Origin of the sequence: Pseudomonas sp. B5(2017), from assembly GCF_002112825.1 — a bacterium.
Lineage (GTDB): Bacteria > Pseudomonadota > Gammaproteobacteria > Pseudomonadales > Pseudomonadaceae > Aquipseudomonas > Aquipseudomonas putida_Z.
Genome location: NZ_NEIR01000007.1, coordinates 189,126 through 206,845 on the forward strand (window position 1 = coordinate 189,126; position 17,720 = coordinate 206,845).

12 protein-coding genes are annotated in these 17,720 nt (G+C 63.0%); 10 read left to right on the forward strand and 2 right to left on the reverse strand.

What is annotated here, in order from left to right:
- Positions 1-86 precede the first annotated feature (86 nt).
- Positions 87-1,481: a PhoH family protein gene (locus tag CAG00_RS12920; protein WP_013974146.1), complete on the reverse strand. Its 1,395-nt coding sequence runs from the start codon at positions 1,479-1,481 to the stop codon at positions 87-89.
- A gap of 391 nt (positions 1,482-1,872) precedes the next feature.
- Positions 1,873-3,000, reverse strand: coding sequence for a polysaccharide deacetylase family protein (locus CAG00_RS12925; RefSeq protein WP_085664417.1), 1,128 nt, complete (start codon positions 2,998-3,000; stop codon positions 1,873-1,875).
- Positions 3,001-3,137: 137 nt separating this feature from the next.
- Between CAG00_RS12925 and yaaA the strand changes: the two genes are divergently transcribed.
- From yaaA to CAG00_RS12985, 10 genes are all read left to right on the forward strand, one after another.
- Positions 3,138-3,917, forward strand: coding sequence for a peroxide stress protein YaaA (gene yaaA / locus CAG00_RS12930; protein ID WP_039613015.1), 780 nt, complete (start codon positions 3,138-3,140; stop codon positions 3,915-3,917).
- A gap of 904 nt (positions 3,918-4,821) precedes the next feature.
- On the forward strand, positions 4,822-6,138 hold the full coding sequence (locus CAG00_RS12940; RefSeq protein WP_085592165.1) for a nucleotide sugar dehydrogenase: 1,317 nt from the start codon (positions 4,822-4,824) through the stop codon (positions 6,136-6,138).
- Between the two features lie 73 nt (positions 6,139-6,211).
- Complete coding sequence (locus CAG00_RS12945; RefSeq protein ID WP_003257137.1) at positions 6,212-7,693, forward strand: glycosyltransferase family 2 protein; 1,482 nt, start codon at positions 6,212-6,214, stop codon at positions 7,691-7,693.
- Between the two features lie 36 nt (positions 7,694-7,729).
- On the forward strand, positions 7,730-8,896 hold the full coding sequence (locus CAG00_RS12950) for an alginate biosynthesis protein Alg44 (protein WP_025340581.1): 1,167 nt from the start codon (positions 7,730-7,732) through the stop codon (positions 8,894-8,896).
- Positions 8,897-9,061: 165 nt separating this feature from the next.
- A complete protein-coding gene (gene algK / locus CAG00_RS12955) occupies positions 9,062-10,441 on the forward strand; it encodes an alginate biosynthesis TPR repeat lipoprotein AlgK (RefSeq protein ID WP_085664419.1) in 1,380 nt (459 codons plus the stop codon).
- Positions 10,438-11,916, forward strand: coding sequence for an alginate export family protein (locus CAG00_RS12960; protein WP_075046286.1), 1,479 nt, complete (start codon positions 10,438-10,440; stop codon positions 11,914-11,916). Before algK ends, CAG00_RS12960 begins: the two co-directional genes overlap by 4 nt.
- Positions 11,917-11,938: 22 nt before the next feature.
- On the forward strand, positions 11,939-13,498 hold the full coding sequence (gene algG, locus CAG00_RS12965) for a mannuronan 5-epimerase AlgG (protein ID WP_085614309.1): 1,560 nt from the start codon (positions 11,939-11,941) through the stop codon (positions 13,496-13,498).
- A 13-nt stretch (positions 13,499-13,511) separates the two neighbouring features.
- The gene (locus CAG00_RS12970; protein ID WP_025340584.1) at positions 13,512-14,954 is read left to right on the forward strand and encodes an alginate O-acetyltransferase; all 1,443 of its coding nucleotides are present in this window, start codon (positions 13,512-13,514) and stop codon (positions 14,952-14,954) included.
- Positions 14,955-14,961: 7 nt separating this feature from the next.
- Positions 14,962-16,065 (forward strand): mannuronate-specific alginate lyase, encoded by a 1,104-nt coding sequence (locus CAG00_RS12975; RefSeq protein ID WP_075046288.1) that lies wholly within the window; start codon positions 14,962-14,964, stop codon positions 16,063-16,065.
- Positions 16,066-16,260: 195 nt separating this feature from the next.
- Entirely contained in the window at positions 16,261-17,718 is a 1,458-nt protein-coding gene (locus tag CAG00_RS12985; protein ID WP_013974157.1) for an MBOAT family protein, read from the forward strand.
- Positions 17,719-17,720: the final 2 nt, after the last annotated feature.

Below are 17,720 nucleotides of genomic sequence, written 5' to 3' on the forward strand. Positions count from 1 at the left end.
GTAAACCTGTGAGTCAGGTTTGAGCAGAGGGGTGCGTCAACCGTGCCCGCGAAAAGGCCGGGCGGCGAACCGCCCGGCAAAGAGGGTTACAGATGCGACTCGGCGTACTCGGCCAGCACCGAGCGTGGCACGCCCTGCAGGGTGATGTGCACGCCATGGGGGAAGTCCTTGAAGCGCTCGGTCAGGTAGGTCAGGCCCGAGCTGGTCGCGGACAGGTAGGGGGTGTCGATCTGCGCCAGGTTGCCCAGGCAGACCACCTTGGACCCGGAGCCGGCACGGGTGATGATGGTTTTCATCTGGTGCGGCGTCAGGTTCTGGCACTCGTCGATCAGGATCAGGCTCTGCTGGAAGCTACGGCCACGGATGTAGTTCAGCGACTTGAACTGCAGCGGCACGCGCTCGAGGATGTACTCGACGCTGCCATGGGTGCTCTCGTCATCCATGTGCAAGGCTTCGAGGTTGTCGGTGATGGCGCCCAGCCAGGGTTCCATCTTCTCGGCCTCGGTACCCGGCAGGAAGCCGATCTCCTGGTCCAGCCCCTGCACGCTGCGGGTGGCGATGATGCGCCGGTAGCGCTTGCTGACCATGGTCTGTTCGATGGCCGCGGCCAGGGCCAGGATGGTCTTGCCGGAACCGGCGGCGCCGGTCAGGTTGACCAGGTGGATATCCGGGTCGAGCAGGGCGAACAGCGCCAGGCTCTGGTGGATGTCACGCGGCTTCAGGCCCCAGGCTTCCTGGTGCAGCAGCGGTTCCTGGTGCAGGTCGAGCAACAGCAGCTCATCGTTGCGGATACCCTTGATCCAGCCGACGAAGCCCTGTTCATCGATGATGAACTCGTTGACGTGAACCGCCGGCAGATTGTCGATCAATTGCACGCGGTGCCAGGTGCGGCCACGCTCCTGGCGGGTATCGACCTTGCTCACCCGGTCCCAGAACGAGCCGGTGACCGAATGGTAGCCCTTGGACAGCAAGGACACGTCATCGACCAGCTGGTCGGTGCTGTAGTCCTCGGCCGCGATGCCACAGGCACGCGCCTTCAGGCGCATGTTGATGTCTTTGGTGACCAGCACAACGTCCAGGTCGGTGCGCCGGGCCCGTACTTCGAGCAACTGGTTGATGATGATGTTGTCGTTGAGGTTTTCCGGCAGCAGCTTGTTCGGCTCGTTGCGCGGAGTCATCAGGATGGACAGGAAGCCCTTGGGCCCGCTCTTGCCACGCTGGATCGGCACGCCCTGCTCGACATCGCTGGGCGAGGCGTCACCAAGGGTCTGGTCGATCAGCCGAATGGCCTGGCGGCATTCGGCGGCGATGGTCTGTTTGCCGGTCTTGAGCTTGTCGAGTTCCTCCAGCACCGTCATCGGGATGGCGACATGGTGCTCCTCGAAGTTCAGTAACGCGTTGGGGTCGTGAATCAGGACGTTGGTATCGAGCACATACAGGATAGGCTTGCTGGAGGAAGGGTTGCGTCCTTGGTCATCCATACTCGGTCACCTTATGTCGAAGCCACACGGCGTGGTCTGTTACGCCGCAGAGTGACTGCCGCTGTCCCCGTATCCGCGTTGTTACGGGCGGGAAGCGAACCTGGCTAGGTGGGCCTGGATGACGCCACCTGTGCTGCAGGTATCGGCTGTCTGGTTTCTTCATACCGCAAAAATGATGACTAAAAAAAGTCTTTTTACGTGCAGGTGAAGTTTATTTTTCCAAATGACGAACAGGGGTTGGCGAGGGGGCGCGTGAGGACTACAGTCAAAAATCAGGCTGGCATTGCTGAGGGGCGCTTCGCACCCCGATCGCGACACAAGGCCGCTCCTACAGGCATCGCGTGACCTTGTAGGAGCGGCCTTGCGTCGCGATGGGCCGCAAAGCGGCCCCCTACCCCCTCAAGCCATAAGCTTGGCAATCTTCCCAACCAATCCCGCTCTGCGCCGTATTGCGCAACAACCACTCCACCGCCGGCTGCGCCTTGGGCAGGCTGTCATGGAACTGGATCACCCCCTTGCGCCATAGCAGCATCAAGGTCAGCACCCGCTGGGCAGAGGCCTCGGCGCTCAGTGCGCCATCATCCTGGGCATCGATGTCCCACAACGATACCTGCAACTGCTGGCTGGCCATGAACGCCTCGCCATCGGCCCGACGCTGCCCGTAAGGCGGCCGGAACAACGGCACATACTGCTCCGGCAGGTCGGCCTGCACCCGCGCCTGGCTACGCCGCAGCGAGTCCTGCCAGCCTGTCCACTGCGCATGGGAGCGGTACTCCCACCCCTGGATCCCCACGCACTGCCCGCCATAGAGCTGGCGCAAGGCATCTGCCGCCCCGGCGTCGCGCCGTTGCTGCAGGCGGTTGCCGAGCACGAAGAACGTGCCTTCAAGCTTTTGCCGGCGCAGGTAATCAGCCAGCAGGTCGGTACTGCCGCCATCCGGCCCGGGCCCGCCGACGAAGGTCAGCAGGAACATGCGGTCGTTCAGTTCATCCCCATTGCGCTCGCGTGAGGACAGCCGCTCCACCTCGCTGCTGGTCTGCGGCAGCAACGCCGCCTTGCGCAGTTGTTCGTCCAGGTAACGCACATGGAACTGGTGGCTCGGCTCGATCCAATCGGTGTAGAAAGTGCCGACATCGGTAGCGAACGTCGCCGCTTGCGTACGCAACTCCGCCATCGACGTCACCGGGTAGCAGAACGACGCATCCTGCTCGCAACTGCGCTGTGCCTGTTGATAACCTTCCCACAACCGCTGCCACATGCGCGCCCGCACCAGGCGCACCTTCTGCAGGTTGACCTGCCGTAGCCCCAAGCGTGCCGCCAGCGCCGCGTCGTCTAGCAGTTCGCTTTCGTGCAGCACCTGGGCGAACGAGAGGATCTCGGCCCGCGAGGCCACATCGAACAACGCCGGGCTGTCCAGCTTTTCGGGCCACAGGCTGCGGTCCAGGCTCACCTGGGGTGAAGGGGCGGCTTGCACGGCCAGGCTCAGCAGAGCGGCCAGCAAGGCAGAGGCAATACGCACGGTTGAAGGCTCCGCAACGGCGAAACGCGCACTATAGCCTCTGCACCGGCCATGGTCTGTGACTATCGTCGCCATAGTTTGGACTTGCACCGTCCAGCCCGTAGAATTCCCGGCCAACGATGCCAGGAGCCGACCCGATGCTGACGGTGATTTCCCCCGCCAAGACCCTCGACTACGACACCCCGCCGGTGACCGAGCGTTTCACCCTGCCCCAGTACCTGGACGACTCCCAGGAGCTGATCCGGCAGCTGCGCGACCTGTCGCCGGCGCAGATCAGCGAACTGATGCACCTGTCCGACAAGCTCGCCGGCCTGAATGCCGCGCGCTTCGGCAGCTGGACCCCGGACTTCACCCCGGCCAATGCCAAGCAGGCGCTGCTGGCGTTCAAGGGTGACGTGTATACCGGCCTCGACGCCGAAAGCCTGGGCGAGGACGATTTCAGCTACGCCCAGCAGCACTTGCGCATGCTTTCGGGCCTGTATGGCCTGCTGCGCCCGCTCGACCTGATGCAACCCTACCGCCTGGAAATGGGCACCAAGCTGGCCAACGCCCGCGGCAAGGACCTGTACGCCTTCTGGGGCACGCGCATCAGCGAATGGCTGAACCAGGCCCTGGCCGAACAGGGCGATGACGTGCTGCTGAACCTGGCCAGCAACGAGTATTTCAGCGCGGTGAAACGCAGCGCGCTGAAGGCCCGGGTGATCAACGTCGACTTCAAGGACCTGAAGAACGGCCAGTACAAGATCATCAGCTTCTACGCCAAGAAAGCCCGCGGCATGATGAGCCGCTTCGTCATCCAGCAGCGCATCAGCGACCCGGAGCAGCTCAAGCAGTTCGATGTGCAGGGGTACTACTACAGTGCCGAACAGTCGAAGCCGGACCATCTGGTGTTCCTGCGGGATCATCCTTCCGAATAGTCAGGCAATACACAATCCCCTGTAGGAGCGGCCTTGTGTCGCGAAAGGGCCGCATAGCGGCCCCGGCAATTTCTGCTTTGATGCTGAAATCCTGGGGCCGCTGCGCGGCCCTTTCGCGACACAAGGCCGCTCCTACAAAAAGCGCCCCCTACTTACCCCCTCCGCCCCGCAACAGGGCACGACGCAAAGCGCCATCACGCCACAAATCCGACGCCAAAAAATCGACACAGCGCAACTTATAGCCAAACGCCATAAGACCGTTCGTAGCTTTTTTGACGAATTTTTCAAAATATTTTTCGATGCTGGCATAAAAATATCTCGCAACAGTTTCGCCCTTTATATATAGGGACAAAACACCCGTGTGCTATCAGATTGAAATTGTCTGCCACTGAAAAAATATTTAGAAATCTTTCATCCACGCCGAACCCACCCCGGAACTTCTGCTACGACGAATCGCTCATAGTGCCGTAACGATTTTCCTGCCCCCGGGCTGTGAGAGATGACTTACAGATGACAACGGCAGGTATCCACTACCAGCCCCAACAACTTCGACAGGTATGACGGGCAACCCCCGAAGACCCTGTCCATGCAGGAGAGACGCGTCCCTTTCAATTCGTCCTAGTGGTTGATTTCAAAGGATTTTTCCACTTGAAAAAACAAGCACAGCAAAGCGCCATGTAGCGCCTTGCAGTAAAGACGGCTGCATTCCAGGGCACGTTTTTTAATTAATGGCTTTTTACTGCCACATTTGAGTGCATAACTTTTTGCGCTCCGGATTTATTTTGCCTGCGCTCGGCGAAGTGTGCATTTCGCCATGGATCCGTGCGCCCGAAAACTGTTGTTAATCAACCCAGTCCGGCTCTCTCCGGAGGCGCCGGCGTGATAAACACATGAGGTGATAGCGATGCGTATCAGCATCTTTGGTTTGGGTTATGTGGGTGCAGTCTGTGCAGGCTGCCTGACGGCGCGAGGCCATGAAGTGATCGGTGTGGACGTGTCCAGCACCAAGATCGACCTGATCAATCAGGGCAAGTCGCCCATCGTCGAACCTGGCCTGGAAGCACTGCTGCAACAGGGCATCGCCAACGGCCGCCTGCGCGGTACTACCGATTTCGCCGAAGCCATCCGTGCCAGCGACGTATCGATGATCTGCGTGGGTACCCCAAGCAAGAAGAACGGCGACCTGGGCCTCGAGTACATCGAGTCGGTGTGCCGCGAAATCGGCTACGTGCTGCGTGACAGCGAGCGCCGCCACACCATCGTGGTACGCAGCACCGTGCTGCCGGGTACCGTGAAGAACGTGGTGATCCCGATCCTCGAAGACTGCTCGGGCAAGAAAGCCGGCGTCGACTTCGGCGTTGCGGTCAACCCGGAATTCCTGCGTGAAAGCACCGCGATCAAGGACTACGACCAGCCACCGATGACCGTCATCGGCGAACTGGACACCGCCAGCGGCGACATCCTGCAGGCCCTGTACGAAGAGCTCGACGCACCGATCATCCGCAAGCCGATCGAAGTGGCCGAGATGATCAAGTACACCTGCAACGTGTGGCACGCCACCAAGGTCACCTTCGCCAACGAGATCGGCAACATTGCCAAGGCCGTAGGCGTGGATGGCCGTGACGTGATGGACGTGGTCTGCCAGGACAAAGTGCTGAACCTGTCCCAGTACTACATGCGCCCTGGCTTCGCCTTCGGCGGCTCGTGCCTGCCCAAGGACGTACGCGCCCTCACCTATCGCGCCGCCAGCCTCGATGTACGCGCACCGCTGCTCGACTCGCTGATGCGCAGCAACGAATCGCAGGTGCAGAACGCCTTCGAACTGATCGAAGCCCACGACAAGCGCAAGGTCGCCCTGCTCGGCCTGAGCTTCAAGGCCGGCACCGACGACCTGCGTGAAAGCCCGCTGGTGGAACTGGCCGAACGCCTGATCGGCAAGGGCTACCAGCTGGACATCTACGACGAGAACGTCCAGTACGCCCGCGTCCACGGCGCCAACAAGGACTACATCGAGTCGAAGATCCCGCACGTGTCGTCGCTGCTCAACGCCGACTTCCAGAAGGTGATCGACAACGCCGACATCATCGTCCTGGGCAACCGTGACGAGCAGTTCCGTGCACTGGCCCAGCAAGCGCCGGCCGGCAAGCACGTGATCGACCTGGTCGGCTTCATGAGCAAACCGACCTGCGCCACCAGCCGTACCGAAGGCATCTGCTGGTAAGTGCTGGCCGGGCAGCGGGGGCCTCCCCACCCCCGCTGCCCACCTTTTCCCGAATTCTCGACGGATGCTGAACATGCAAAGGATCCAGACAGTGCTGTTGCAGTGCGCCGGTTGGCTGCTCTACATGAGTCTGCTCATGCTGATCGCCCTGGCCCTGCCAGCCGATATCTTCGACTCGCAATCGAAGCACTTCATCTTCCTGGTCGGCGCAGTCGGCATCTGGCGCTATTCCATGGGCGCCACCCATTTCATCCGCGGCATGATCTTCCTCTACGGCGTGTACCCGTACCTGCGCCGCAAGGTGCAGAAGATGGGCAAGGACGCCGACCCGTCCCACGTGTACCTGATGGTGACCAGCTTCCGCATCGAAGCACTCACCACCGCCCAGGTGTACAGCTCGGTGATCCGCGAGGCGATCAACTGTGGCTTCCCCACCACCGTGGTCTGCTCGCTGGTGGAGATGTCGGACGAACTGCTGGTGAAAAGCCTGTGGGCCAAATACAACCCGCCAGCCCACGTGAAGCTGGACATCGTGCGCATCGCCGGTACCGGCAAGCGTGACGGCCTGGCCTACGGTTTCCGTGCGATCTCGCGCATGCTGCCGGACGAGAACGCCGTGGTGGCGGTGATCGACGGCGACACCGTGCTGGGCGATGGCGTGGTACGCAAGACCGTGCCGTGGTTCAAGCTGTTCCCCAACGTCGGCGGCCTGACCACCAACGAGTTCTGCGAAGTGCGTGGCGGCTACATCATGAGCGAGTGGCACAAGCTGCGCTTTGCCCAGCGCCACATCAACATGTGCTCGATGGCCCTGTCCAAACGCGTGCTGACCATGACCGGGCGCATGTCGATGTTCCGCGCCAGCGTGGTGACCAACCCCGAGTTCATCGCCGACGTCGAAAGCGACTCGCTGATGCACTGGCGCCTGGGCCGCTTCAAGTTCCTCACCGGTGACGACAAGTCCAGCTGGTTCAGCCTGATGCGCCTGGGCTACGACACCTTCTACGTGCCGGACGCAGCCATCAACACGGTCGAGCACCCGCCGGAGAAGAGTTTCCTCAAGGCCAGCCGCAAGCTGATGTACCGCTGGTACGGCAACAACCTGCGGCAGAACTCCCGCGCACTTGGCCTGGGCCTGCGCCGCCTGGGGCTGTTCACCAGCATCGTGCTGTTCGACCAGCGCGTGTCGATGTGGACCAGCCTGCTGGGCCTGACCGTGGCGGTGATCGCCAGCCTCAAGTTCGGCCTGGGCTTCCTGCTGGTGTACCTGCTGTGGATCGGCATCACCCGCCTGATCCTCACCATCATGCTGCTGTGCTCCGGCCACAACGTAGGCCCGGCCTACCCGCTGATTCTCTATTACAACCAGATCATCGGCGCGCTGATGAAGATCTACGTGTTCTTCCGCCTCGACAAGCAGTCCTGGACGCGTCAGCCCACTGCTCTCAAGCGTGACCTCGCCAGCTTTCAACAATGGTTCAACACCTGGTCCTCGCGGACCATGACCTTCTCGGCTGCCAGCATCTTCGTTGCTGTGCTGTTCATGGTCGTGTGAGCCCAACCCGGATCGGAACTAACAGGAACAAACCACATGAATACCGCCGTGAACGTCAACGTCGTGCATGAGTCCGAAGCCCAGCGCCAGCATGCCCGGGTACGCATCCCCGCCAAGCTGCGGTTCCTCGACCCTCAGCGCCAGGCCCACGATGTGAAGGTCGACGACCTCTCCGCCGGTGGCCTGAGCTTCCACACCAAGCAACCACTGTCGGTTGGCGACGTGCTCCGCGGGCGGCTGCAGTTCACGGTCGACAACCTCGGCCTGTCGATGGACATCGAGTTCCAGGTGCGCTCCTACAACCCGGGCAGTGGCCGTACCGGCGCCCAGTTCCAGAACCTCGAGCCCCGCGATATCGCCACGCTGCGCCACATCATCACCTCGCACCTGTCGGGTGAGCTGATCACTGCCGGCGATGTGCTCAGCACCTTGCAGCGCGACAACTTCACCAAGGCGCGCAAGCAGAAGGACGGCGGTGCCGGCCTGAGCGCCTTCGGCCGCCTCAAGGCGGTTACCGTCACCCTCGGCGTGTTCGTGGTCGGTGTCGCCGCCTTCGGTTTCATCGCCAAGTCGCTGTACGGCATGTACTTCGTCAGCCATGCCGAAGCCGGCGTGGTCGCGGTACCCACCACCAACGTCACCATGCCGCGCGACGGCACCGTGAACAGCCTGGTCGAAAGCGGTGGGCAGATCGCCAAGGGCGCACCACTGGCCAGCTTCACCACCAGCATGCTGGACATGCTCAAGGGCAACCTGGAAGACGCGCAGCTGGAGCCGGCGAAGATCGAGGAACTGTTCGGCAAGCAACTGTCCGGCACCCTCACCAGCCCGTGTGATTGCGTGGTTGCCCGCCAGCTCGTGGACAACGGCCAGTACGCCGCCAAGGGCCAGCCGATCTTCCAGCTGATCCCGCGCACCACCAACCCGATGATCGAGGCGCGCTTCACCTACCGCCAGTTCGACGAGGTCAAGCCAGGTACCCGGGTCAACTTCCAGGTAGCCGGCGAAGACGAAGTACGCACCGGCCAGATCGTCAGCAGCGCCAGCCTCAATAGCGAAGACCTGGCCGCCGACATCCGCGTGCAGATCAAGCCCGACAGCGCCCTGCCCGCCGAACTCGCCGGTCGCCCGGCTTCGGTCAACAGCGACCGTGGCCCATCGCTGAACTGGCTGATCGACAAAGCCATGGCCCGTGGGCTGTAAGAGGACAAGCCTATGACTAGCAGACAACCCGATACCTGTGGGAGCTGGCTTGCCGGCGATCGAGTGCGCAGCACTCGCCCAGCAGATGTATCGCCTGCACTGGCCAATCGCCGGCAAGCCAGCTCCCACAGGGTGCGTGTGAACCTTGGTCTGTGTGGCCTGGCCATGGCCATCGCCCTGGCCGGCTGTGCGGGCCTGCCCGACCAGCGCCTGGCCAACGAAGCCATGAAGCGCGGTGACACGGCACTGGCCGAGCGCAACTACAAGGCGCTGGCCGACCTGGGCTACAGCGAAGCGCAAGTGGGCCTGGCCGACATCAAGGTCGCCACCCGCGATCCGGCGAAAATCAAGGAAGCCGAGGCCACCTACCGTGCCGCGGCCGCCATCTCGCCGCGTGCCCAGGCACGCCTTGGTCGCCTGCTGGTGGCCAAGCCCGACAGCACCCAGGCCGAGCGCGAAGAAGCCGAAACCCTGCTCAAGCAAGCCGCCAAGCAGGGCGAAAGCAACACCCTGATCCCGCTGGCGATGCTCTACCTGAGCTACCCGCAGAGCTTCCCCAAGGTCAACGCCCAGCAGCAGATCGACCAGTGGCGCGCCGCCGGCAACCCGGAAGCGGGCCTGGCCCAGGTGCTGCTGTACCGCACCCAGGGCACCTACGACCAGCACCTGGGCGAAGTGGAGAAAATCTGCAAGGCCGCGCTGAACACCACCGACATCTGCTACGTCGAACTGGCCACCGTGTACCAGAAGCGCGGCCAGGCGGACCAGCAGGCTGCCCTGCTCGGCCAGCTCAAGGCTGCCTACGCCCGCGGCGCAGTACCGGCCACCCGGCTCGACAGCGTTGCCCGGGTCCTGGCTGACCGCAGCCTCGGCCAGACCGACGAGAAAACCGCCAAGGACCTGCTCGAGCAGGTAGCCCCGGCCAACCCGGCGTCCTGGGTCAGCCTGGCGCAACTGATGTACGACTTCCCCGAGCTGGGCGATACCGACCAGCTGATGGCCTACATCGACAAGGGCCGCGAAGCCGAACAGCCACGCGCCGAACTGTTGCTGGGCCGCCTGTACTACGAAGGCAAGACCGTGCCTGCGGACGCGGCCAAAGCCGAACAACACCTGCAGGCTGCCGCCGACGCCGGCGAAGTCAGCGCTCATTACTACCTGGGCCAGCTGTACCGCCGCGGCTACCTGGGCAACGTCGAGCCACAAAAGGCCGTCGACCACCTGCTGGCCGCCGCCCGTGGTGGGCAGAACAGCGCCGACTATGCCCTGGCCCAGCTGTTCAGCGAAGGCCACGGCATTCGCCCGCAACCGGGCAACGCCTGGGTATTCGCCCAGCTGGCCCAGGCCAACCCGTCGCCGCAGTCCGCGGAATTGCTGCAGCAACTCGACCAGCAACTTACGCCTGACCAGCGCAGCCAGGCCCAGCAACTGCTGGCACAAGAAAAGCAGGCGCGCGGCAGCATGGCGCAAGGTGCCAACAGCACCCTGGCCATCGAAGCCCTGCAAGACGACGAAAAAGAAGTAACCGGTGAGGACTCGCTATGACGCTCAATCCCTTCGTGAAAGCTGGCATCGGCCTGAGCTTCGCCCTGCTGTGGTCCTGCCCGACCCTGGCGGAAATGACCGCTGAAAAGAACTTCGGCCTGGATGTGAAAATCACCGGCCAGTCGGAAGACGACCGTGACCTGGGCACCCGCTCCGGCGGCGACGTCAACGGCCTCGGTCTTGATCTGCGCCCTTGGGTATATGGAGAGCGTGGCAACTGGAGCGCCTATGCCATGGGCCAGGCCGTCACCGCGACCGACACCATCGAAACCGACACCCTGCGCCAGAACGACGACGGCACCAGCACCGACACCGCTGCCGACGGCCGTGAACAGGACAAGAGCTACCTGGCCATGCGCGAATTCTGGGTCGGCTACAGCGGCCTCACCGCCTACCCTGGCGAACAGCTGCGTTTCGGTCGCCAGCGCCTGCGCAGCGACGATGGCATGTGGCGTGACACCAACATCGAAGCGCTGAACTGGACCTTCGACACCACCCTGCTCAAGGCCGACCTGGGCGTGGCCCAGCGCTTCAGCGAATACCGCACCGACCTCACCGAGCTGGCCCCGGAAGACAAGGACCGCACGCACCTCTACGGCAACGTCGCCACGCAGTGGACCCCTGGCCACTGGGTCGGCGTACGCGCCCACCACACCCACGACGGCGGCAGCCTGAAGAACCCGGGCGAAACCGTCGATGCGCTGGACAAGACCCGCACCGGCGACCTCACCTGGCTGGGCCTGGAAGCCAACAGCGACGCCTACAACTGGCGCAACGACCACACCGTCAACTACTGGGGCAGCGTCACCTGGCTGACCGGTGATCGCGACACCCTCAGCAGCCAGGTGGTCGGCGACGACACCGTGGCCACCGGCAAGCAGAGCGGTGATGTCAACGCCTGGGCCACCGACCTCGGCATCCGCCTGCGCCTCGACCCGCAATGGCAGGTCGGTGCGGCCTACGCCCGTGGCAGCGGCGGTGGTGGCGACGACGGTTCGAGCAACTACGAGCAGACCGGCCTCGAGAGCAACCGCTCCAACTACACCGGTACCCGTTCGCGCGTGCACCGCTTCGGTGAAGCCTTCCGTGGCGAGCTGGGCAACCTGCAGGCGGCCACCCTGTTCGCCTCCTGGCAGCTGCGCGACGACTACGACGCCAGCTTCATCTACCACAAGTTCTGGCGTGTCGATGGCAACCAGAACATCGGTTCCAGCGGCATCAACGCGGTGGTCAACGACAACGGTGTGAACCGCCCGCTGGTCGATGGCGAAAAAGACCTTGGCCAGGAAATGGACGTGGTCGTGACCAAGTACTTCAAGCAAGGCCTGCTGCCGGCTTCGATGAGCCAGGCAATCGACGAGCCATCTGCCCTGGTGCGCCTGCGTGCCGGCGTGTTCAAGCCGGGCGATGCCTACGGCAAGGAAGCGGACTCGTACATGCACCGCGCCTTCGTCGATGTGATCTGGCGCTTCTGAGGCCGGTAGAGGACTTACCGTTATGAACCTTCACCCGCACTTACGTCACAGCCTGTTGGCCAGCGCCTTGCTGCTGGCCAGCGGCCTGGTGGCTGCCGCAGAGCCCCAGGTGATCGCCAAGGAACTGCAGCAGGCCAAGACCTACACGGTCTCCAGCGCGCCGATCGAGCCGCTGCACATGGACCCGCCGAAGCTGCCCGACCTGACCGGCTACACCGCCGAAGCGGTGCAGAAGAAAATCGACCGCCGCCACAAGGGCAAGGTCAGCCTGCGCCGCATGTTCCAGGAGGATACCCTCAAGGAATTCGTCGGCGGCGACAACAAGGCGGCCGAGTGGGTCCAGCGCCAGCATGGCATTCCGCAGGCGATCTTCGTCGATGACGGCCATGTCGACCTGGTCGAGCTGAGCAAGAAGGTACCCAAGCAGTACCTCAGCGAAGTCGAGCCGGGTGTGTACCTGGCGCGCCTGCCGATCGTGGTCGGGCAGAAGGGCATCCTCGAGATCGACGGCAAGGTCAAGCAGCTGCGCCTGTCCCAGGAAGGCGGTTCGTTCCTGGTCAACGACGGCAAGCTGTTCGTCACCGACACCCAGGTGACCGGCTGGCGGGAAAAGGAAAACGGCCCGGCGACCTTCCGCTCGCCCAAGGAATTCCGCCCGTTCCTGCTGTCGTGGGGCGGCACCGAGACCTACATCGTCAATACGAAAATGGCCAGCTTCGGCTACGCCAAGTCCAAGTCGTACGGCGTGAGCATCTCGCAGTACACGCCGAACATGGCCAAGCGCATGGGCCGCCCGGAACCCACCGGCTGGATCATCGGCTCTGAGTTCAGCGACATGTGGTACGGCTTCTACTGCTACGAGACCCAGGACTTCGTGGTCAAGGACAGCACCTACCGCGACAACATCGTCTACGGCATCGACCCGCACGACCGCTCGCACCGGCTGATCATCGCCGGCAACACGGTGTACGGCACCAAGAAGAAGCACGGCATCATCGTTTCGCGTGAGGTAAACGACAGCTGGATCATCAACAACAAGAGCTTCGACAACAAGCTCTCGGGCGTGGTGATCGACCGTAACAGCGTCAACAACCTGATTGCCTACAACGAGATCTACCGCAACCACACCGACGGCATCACCCTGTACGAAAGCGGCGACAACCTGATCTGGGGCAACAAGCTGATCAACAACCGCCGCCACGGCATCCGCGTGCGTAACAGCGTGAACATCCGCCTGTACGAAAACGTCGCCATGGCCAACGGCCTGGTTGGCGTATACGGCCACATCAAGGACCTGTCCAACACCGACCGCGACATCGCCCTCGACCCGTTCGACACCAAGGTGTCGCTGATCCTGGTCGGTGGCGAACTGGCGGCCAACGGCTCCGGGCCACTGTCGATCGACTCGCCGCTGTCGGTCGAGCTGTACAAGGTGTCCATGCTCGCCCCGCGCAAGGCCAGCGGCATCAGCCTCAACGGCGTACTGGGCGAACGCCAGGACGAAATCCTCGACCTGCTGGTACGCCAGCAAAAGGCTGTGCTGATCGACCCGGTCGAACGCCAGACCGAAATGATCGATTAAGGAAGCCCAGACCATGACTCCACATCTGATGAAACTGCTGGGCCTGTCCGCCGCCCTCCTGGCGATCAGCCAGGGCGTGCGCGCCGAAGACGTCAAGGCCCCCACCTTCAGCGCCGAGCCTTGCTGCCAGCTGTGCCCTGAAGCGCATGACGCCAGCCGCTACACCACCCGTTACCAGCAGAACTTCACCACGCTGGTGCAGGCCCAGGGCGACTGGCTGTTCCGTACCCGCGAAGACCTGCGCACCGAGTTCAATACCACCCCGGCCGGCTACAAGCGCCTGCAGCAAGTGCACGACGCGTTCAAGAAGCGCGGCGTGGAACTGGTGGTGGTGTACCAACCGACCCGTGGCCTGGTGAACCGCAACATGCTCAACCCGGCGGAAAAGGCTGCCTTCGACTACCAGAAGGCCCTGGGCAACTACCAGGCCATGCTCAAGCGCTTTGCCAGCATGGGCTACAACGTGCCCGACCTGTCGCCGCTGACCAACGAACAGCTGGCCGCTGCCGACCAGGGCAAGGACTTCTACTTCCGCGGCGACCAGCACTGGACGCCTTACGGCGCCGAGCGCGCGGCCAAGATCGTGGCCGATACCGTGCACAAGATGCCGGCCTTCGAAGGCATCCCGCGCAAGGAATTCGAAACGAAAAAGTCCGGGCGCATGGGCAAGACCGGCACCCTGCATAACGTGGCCGGCCAGCTGTGCGGCACCAGCTACGCCGTCCAGTACATGGACCAGTTCGCCACCGAGCCGAAAGGCTCCACCGGCGGCGGCGACGACCTGTTCGGTGACGGCGGCAACGCGCAGATCACCCTGGTCGGCACCAGCCACAGTGGCAAGAACTACAACTTCTCCGGCTTCCTCGAGCAGTACATCGGCGCCGACGTGCTCAACGTGGCCTTCCCTGGCGGTGGCCTGGAAGGTTCGATGATCCAGTACCTGGGTAGCGAGGAATTCCAGAAGAACCCGCCGAAGATCCTGATCTGGGAATTCTCCCCGCTGTATCGCCTGGACCAGGAAACCATCTGGCGGCAAATCCTTGGCCTGCTCGACGACGGCTGCGATGACCGCCCGGCACTGATGAGCGCCAGCGCCACCCTCAAGCCCGGCAAGAACGAGCTGATGGTCAACGGCAAGGGCGGCGTGATCAAAGACCTGATCAACCGCAACATGCAGATGGACGTCAAGTTCGAAGACCCGTCGGTGAAGGTGCTGCAGGCCACCCTCTGGTACCTCAACGGCCGCCACGAGGACATCAAGCTGGAAAAACCGGAAACCTCCGACACCGACGGCCGCTTCGTCTTCCAGATGCGCGAAGACGAGGACTGGGCCAGCCAGAGCCTGCTGGCGTTCGAGGTGCAGGGGCCGGAAAGCGGTACCCAGAAGGTCGAAGCCAAGCTCTGCAAACGCAACAACTTCGCCGTGCCCGCGCAGACCGCGCAGGCCGGCCAGTGAGGCGACCATGATCCCGTTCAAGCGAATTTCCCGCCCCGCCCTGCTTGCCCTGGCGTTGTGCGGCGGTGCCGCGCACGCCGCGCTGGTACCGCCCCAGGGTTACTACGAGGGGATCGAAAAGCTCAAGACCGGCGACGGCAACTTCCGCTGCGAGGCTGCCCCCAAGCCATACACCGGTGCCCTGCAGTTCCGCAGCAAGTACGAAGGCTCGGACAAGGCGCGGGCAACGCTCAATGCCGACTCGGAAAAGGCCTTTCGCAAGTCCACCGAAGACATCACCACCCTTGAGAAAGGCGTGAGCAAGATGATCGGCCAGTACATGCGTGACGGCCGCCCGGCGCAGCTCGACTGCACCTTGGCCTGGCTGGGCGAATGGGCCCGCGCCGATGCGCTGATGTCCACCGACTACAACCACACCGGCAAGTCGATGCGCAAATGGGCGCTGGGCAGCATGAGTGGTTCGTGGCTGCGCCTGAAGTTCTCCAATTCGCAGCCGCTGGCCGCGCACCAGGCCGAGGCCGAGCTGATCGAAAAATGGTTCGCCCGCCTGGCTGAGCAGACCGTGCGCGACTGGAGCGACCTGCCACTGGAGAAGATCAACAACCACAGCTACTGGGCAGCCTGGGCGGTAATGGCCAGCGCCGTGGCCACCGACCGTCGCGACCTGTTCGACTGGGCCGTGAAGGAATACCGGGTTGGCGCCAACCAGGTCGACGAGCAGGGCTTCCTGCCCAACGAACTGAAGCGCAAGCAACGCGCCCTGGCTTACCACAACTACGCCCTGCCGCCGCTGGCGATGATCGCCAGCTTCGCCCAGGTCAATGGCGTGGATGTGCGCGGCGAGAACAACAACGCCCTGCAGCGCCTGGCGCAGCGGGTGCTGAACGGGTCGAAGGACCCCAGCGAGTTCAAGGCCCGCAATGGCGAGAAACAGGACATGAAAGACCTGAAGATCGACAGCAAGTACTCATGGATGGAGCCCTACTGCAGCCTGTATGCGTGCAGTGGCGACACCCTGCAACGCAAGCGCGGTATGCAGCCGTTCAACAGCTTCCGGCTGGGCGGCGACCTGACCCGGGTCTACGACCCGAGCGCAGAGAGCAAGAAATGAGTTGAACCCCTTTTGGGGTCGGAACCTGTGGGAGCGGGCATGCCCGCGAAGAAGGCACCGCGGTGCATGGCAAGGGCTTCGCCCTTGTTCGCGGGCATGCCCGCTCCCACAGGTACCAAGGCTTCCCCCACTTTTTGAGTGGGGGGTTTGGGGGGCGCTTTGCCCCGGATGCTGTGAACAAAAAGGAGAACCGGGATGGTCTTCTCGTCCAACGTGTTCCTGTTCCTGTTCTTGCCGATCTTCCTCGGCCTGTACTACTTGAGCGGGCAACGTTATCGCAACCTGCTGCTGCTGGTCGCCAGCTACATCTTCTACGCCTGGTGGCGGGTGGACTTCCTGGCCCTGTTCGCCGGGGTCACCCTGTGGAACTACTGGATCGGCCTGAAAGTCGGCGCCGCCGGTGTGCGCACCAAGCCCGCGCAGCGCTGGCTGCTGCTCGGCGTCGGTGTCGACCTGGCGATCCTCGGCTACTTCAAGTACGCCAACTTCGGCGTCGACAGCCTCAACGCGATCATCTCCTCGTTCGGCCTGGAGCCGTTCATCCTCACCCACGTGCTGCTGCCGATCGGTATCTCGTTCTACATCTTCGAGTCGATCAGCTACATCATCGACGTGTACCGCGGCGACACCCCGGCCACCCGCAACCTGATCGACTTCGCGGCGTTCGTGGCGATCTTCCCGCACCTGATCGCCGGCCCCGTGCTGCGCTTCAAGGACCTGGTCGACCAGTTCAACAACCGCACCCACACCCTGGACAAGTTCTCCGAAGGCTGCACCCGCTTCATGCAGGGCTTCATCAAGAAAGTGTTCATCGCCGATACCCTGGCGGTAGTGGCCGACCACTGCTTCGCCCTGCAGAACCCGACCACCGGCGATGCCTGGCTCGGCGCCCTGGCCTACACCGCGCAGCTGTACTTCGACTTCAGCGGCTACAGCGACATGGCCATCGGCCTGGGCCTGATGATGGGCTTCCGCTTCATGGAGAACTTCAAGCAGCCGTACATCAGCCAGTCGATCACCGAGTTCTGGCGGCGCTGGCACATCAGCCTGTCGACCTGGCTGCGCGACTACCTGTACATCACCCTGGGCGGTAACCGCAAAGGCACCTTCAACACCTACCGCAACCTGTTCCTGACCATGCTGCTGGGCGGCCTGTGGCATGGCGCCAACTTCACCTACATCATCTGGGGTGCCTGGCACGGCATGTGGCTGGCCATCGAGCGCGCGCTGGGCATCGACACCAACCCGCAGCGTTTCAACCCGGTGAAGTGGGCATTCACCTTCCTGCTGGTGGTGGTCGGCTGGGTGATCTTCCGTGCCGAGAACCTGGAGGTGGCCGGTCGCATGTACGGCGCCATGTTCAGCTTCGGCGACTGGCAGCTGTCGGAACTCAACCGTGCCCAGCTCACCGGCCTGCAGGTAGCCACCCTGGTGGTCGCCTACATCACCCTGGCGTTCTTCGGCCTGCGCGACTTCTACCGCAACGCCAGGCCAACGCCCAAGGCCACCCCGGTGGAGGTCAACAGCGACGGTTCGATCGGCCTGGACTGGACCCGGGTGATGACCCGCGCCCTGGTGCTGCTGCTGTTCGTGGCCTCGATCCTCAAGCTTTCGGCGCAGAGCTACTCGCCGTTCCTTTACTTCCAGTTCTGAGG

Excerpts from the sequence above, each read along its gene's own strand:
- CAG00_RS12985 (WP_013974157.1), top strand. The coding sequence starts at position 16,261 with ATGGTCTTCTCGTCCAACGTGTTCCTGTTCCTGTTCTTGCCGATCTTC.
- CAG00_RS12970 (WP_025340584.1), top strand. The coding sequence starts at position 13,512 with ATGACTCCACATCTGATGAAACTGCTGGGCCTGTCCGCCGCCCTCCTG.
- algG (WP_085614309.1), top strand. The coding sequence starts at position 11,939 with ATGAACCTTCACCCGCACTTACGTCACAGCCTGTTGGCCAGCGCCTTG.
- CAG00_RS12975 (WP_075046288.1), top strand. The coding sequence starts at position 14,962 with ATGATCCCGTTCAAGCGAATTTCCCGCCCCGCCCTGCTTGCCCTGGCG.
- yaaA (WP_039613015.1), top strand. The coding sequence starts at position 3,138 with ATGCTGACGGTGATTTCCCCCGCCAAGACCCTCGACTACGACACCCCG.
- CAG00_RS12950 (WP_025340581.1), top strand. The coding sequence starts at position 7,730 with ATGAATACCGCCGTGAACGTCAACGTCGTGCATGAGTCCGAAGCCCAG.
- CAG00_RS12940 (WP_085592165.1), top strand. The coding sequence starts at position 4,822 with ATGCGTATCAGCATCTTTGGTTTGGGTTATGTGGGTGCAGTCTGTGCA.
- CAG00_RS12960 (WP_075046286.1), top strand. The coding sequence starts at position 10,438 with ATGACGCTCAATCCCTTCGTGAAAGCTGGCATCGGCCTGAGCTTCGCC.
- CAG00_RS12920 (WP_013974146.1), bottom strand. The coding sequence starts at position 1,481 with ATGGATGACCAAGGACGCAACCCTTCCTCCAGCAAGCCTATCCTGTAT.
- algK (WP_085664419.1), top strand. The coding sequence starts at position 9,062 with ATGGCCATCGCCCTGGCCGGCTGTGCGGGCCTGCCCGACCAGCGCCTG.
- CAG00_RS12945 (WP_003257137.1), top strand. The coding sequence starts at position 6,212 with ATGCAAAGGATCCAGACAGTGCTGTTGCAGTGCGCCGGTTGGCTGCTC.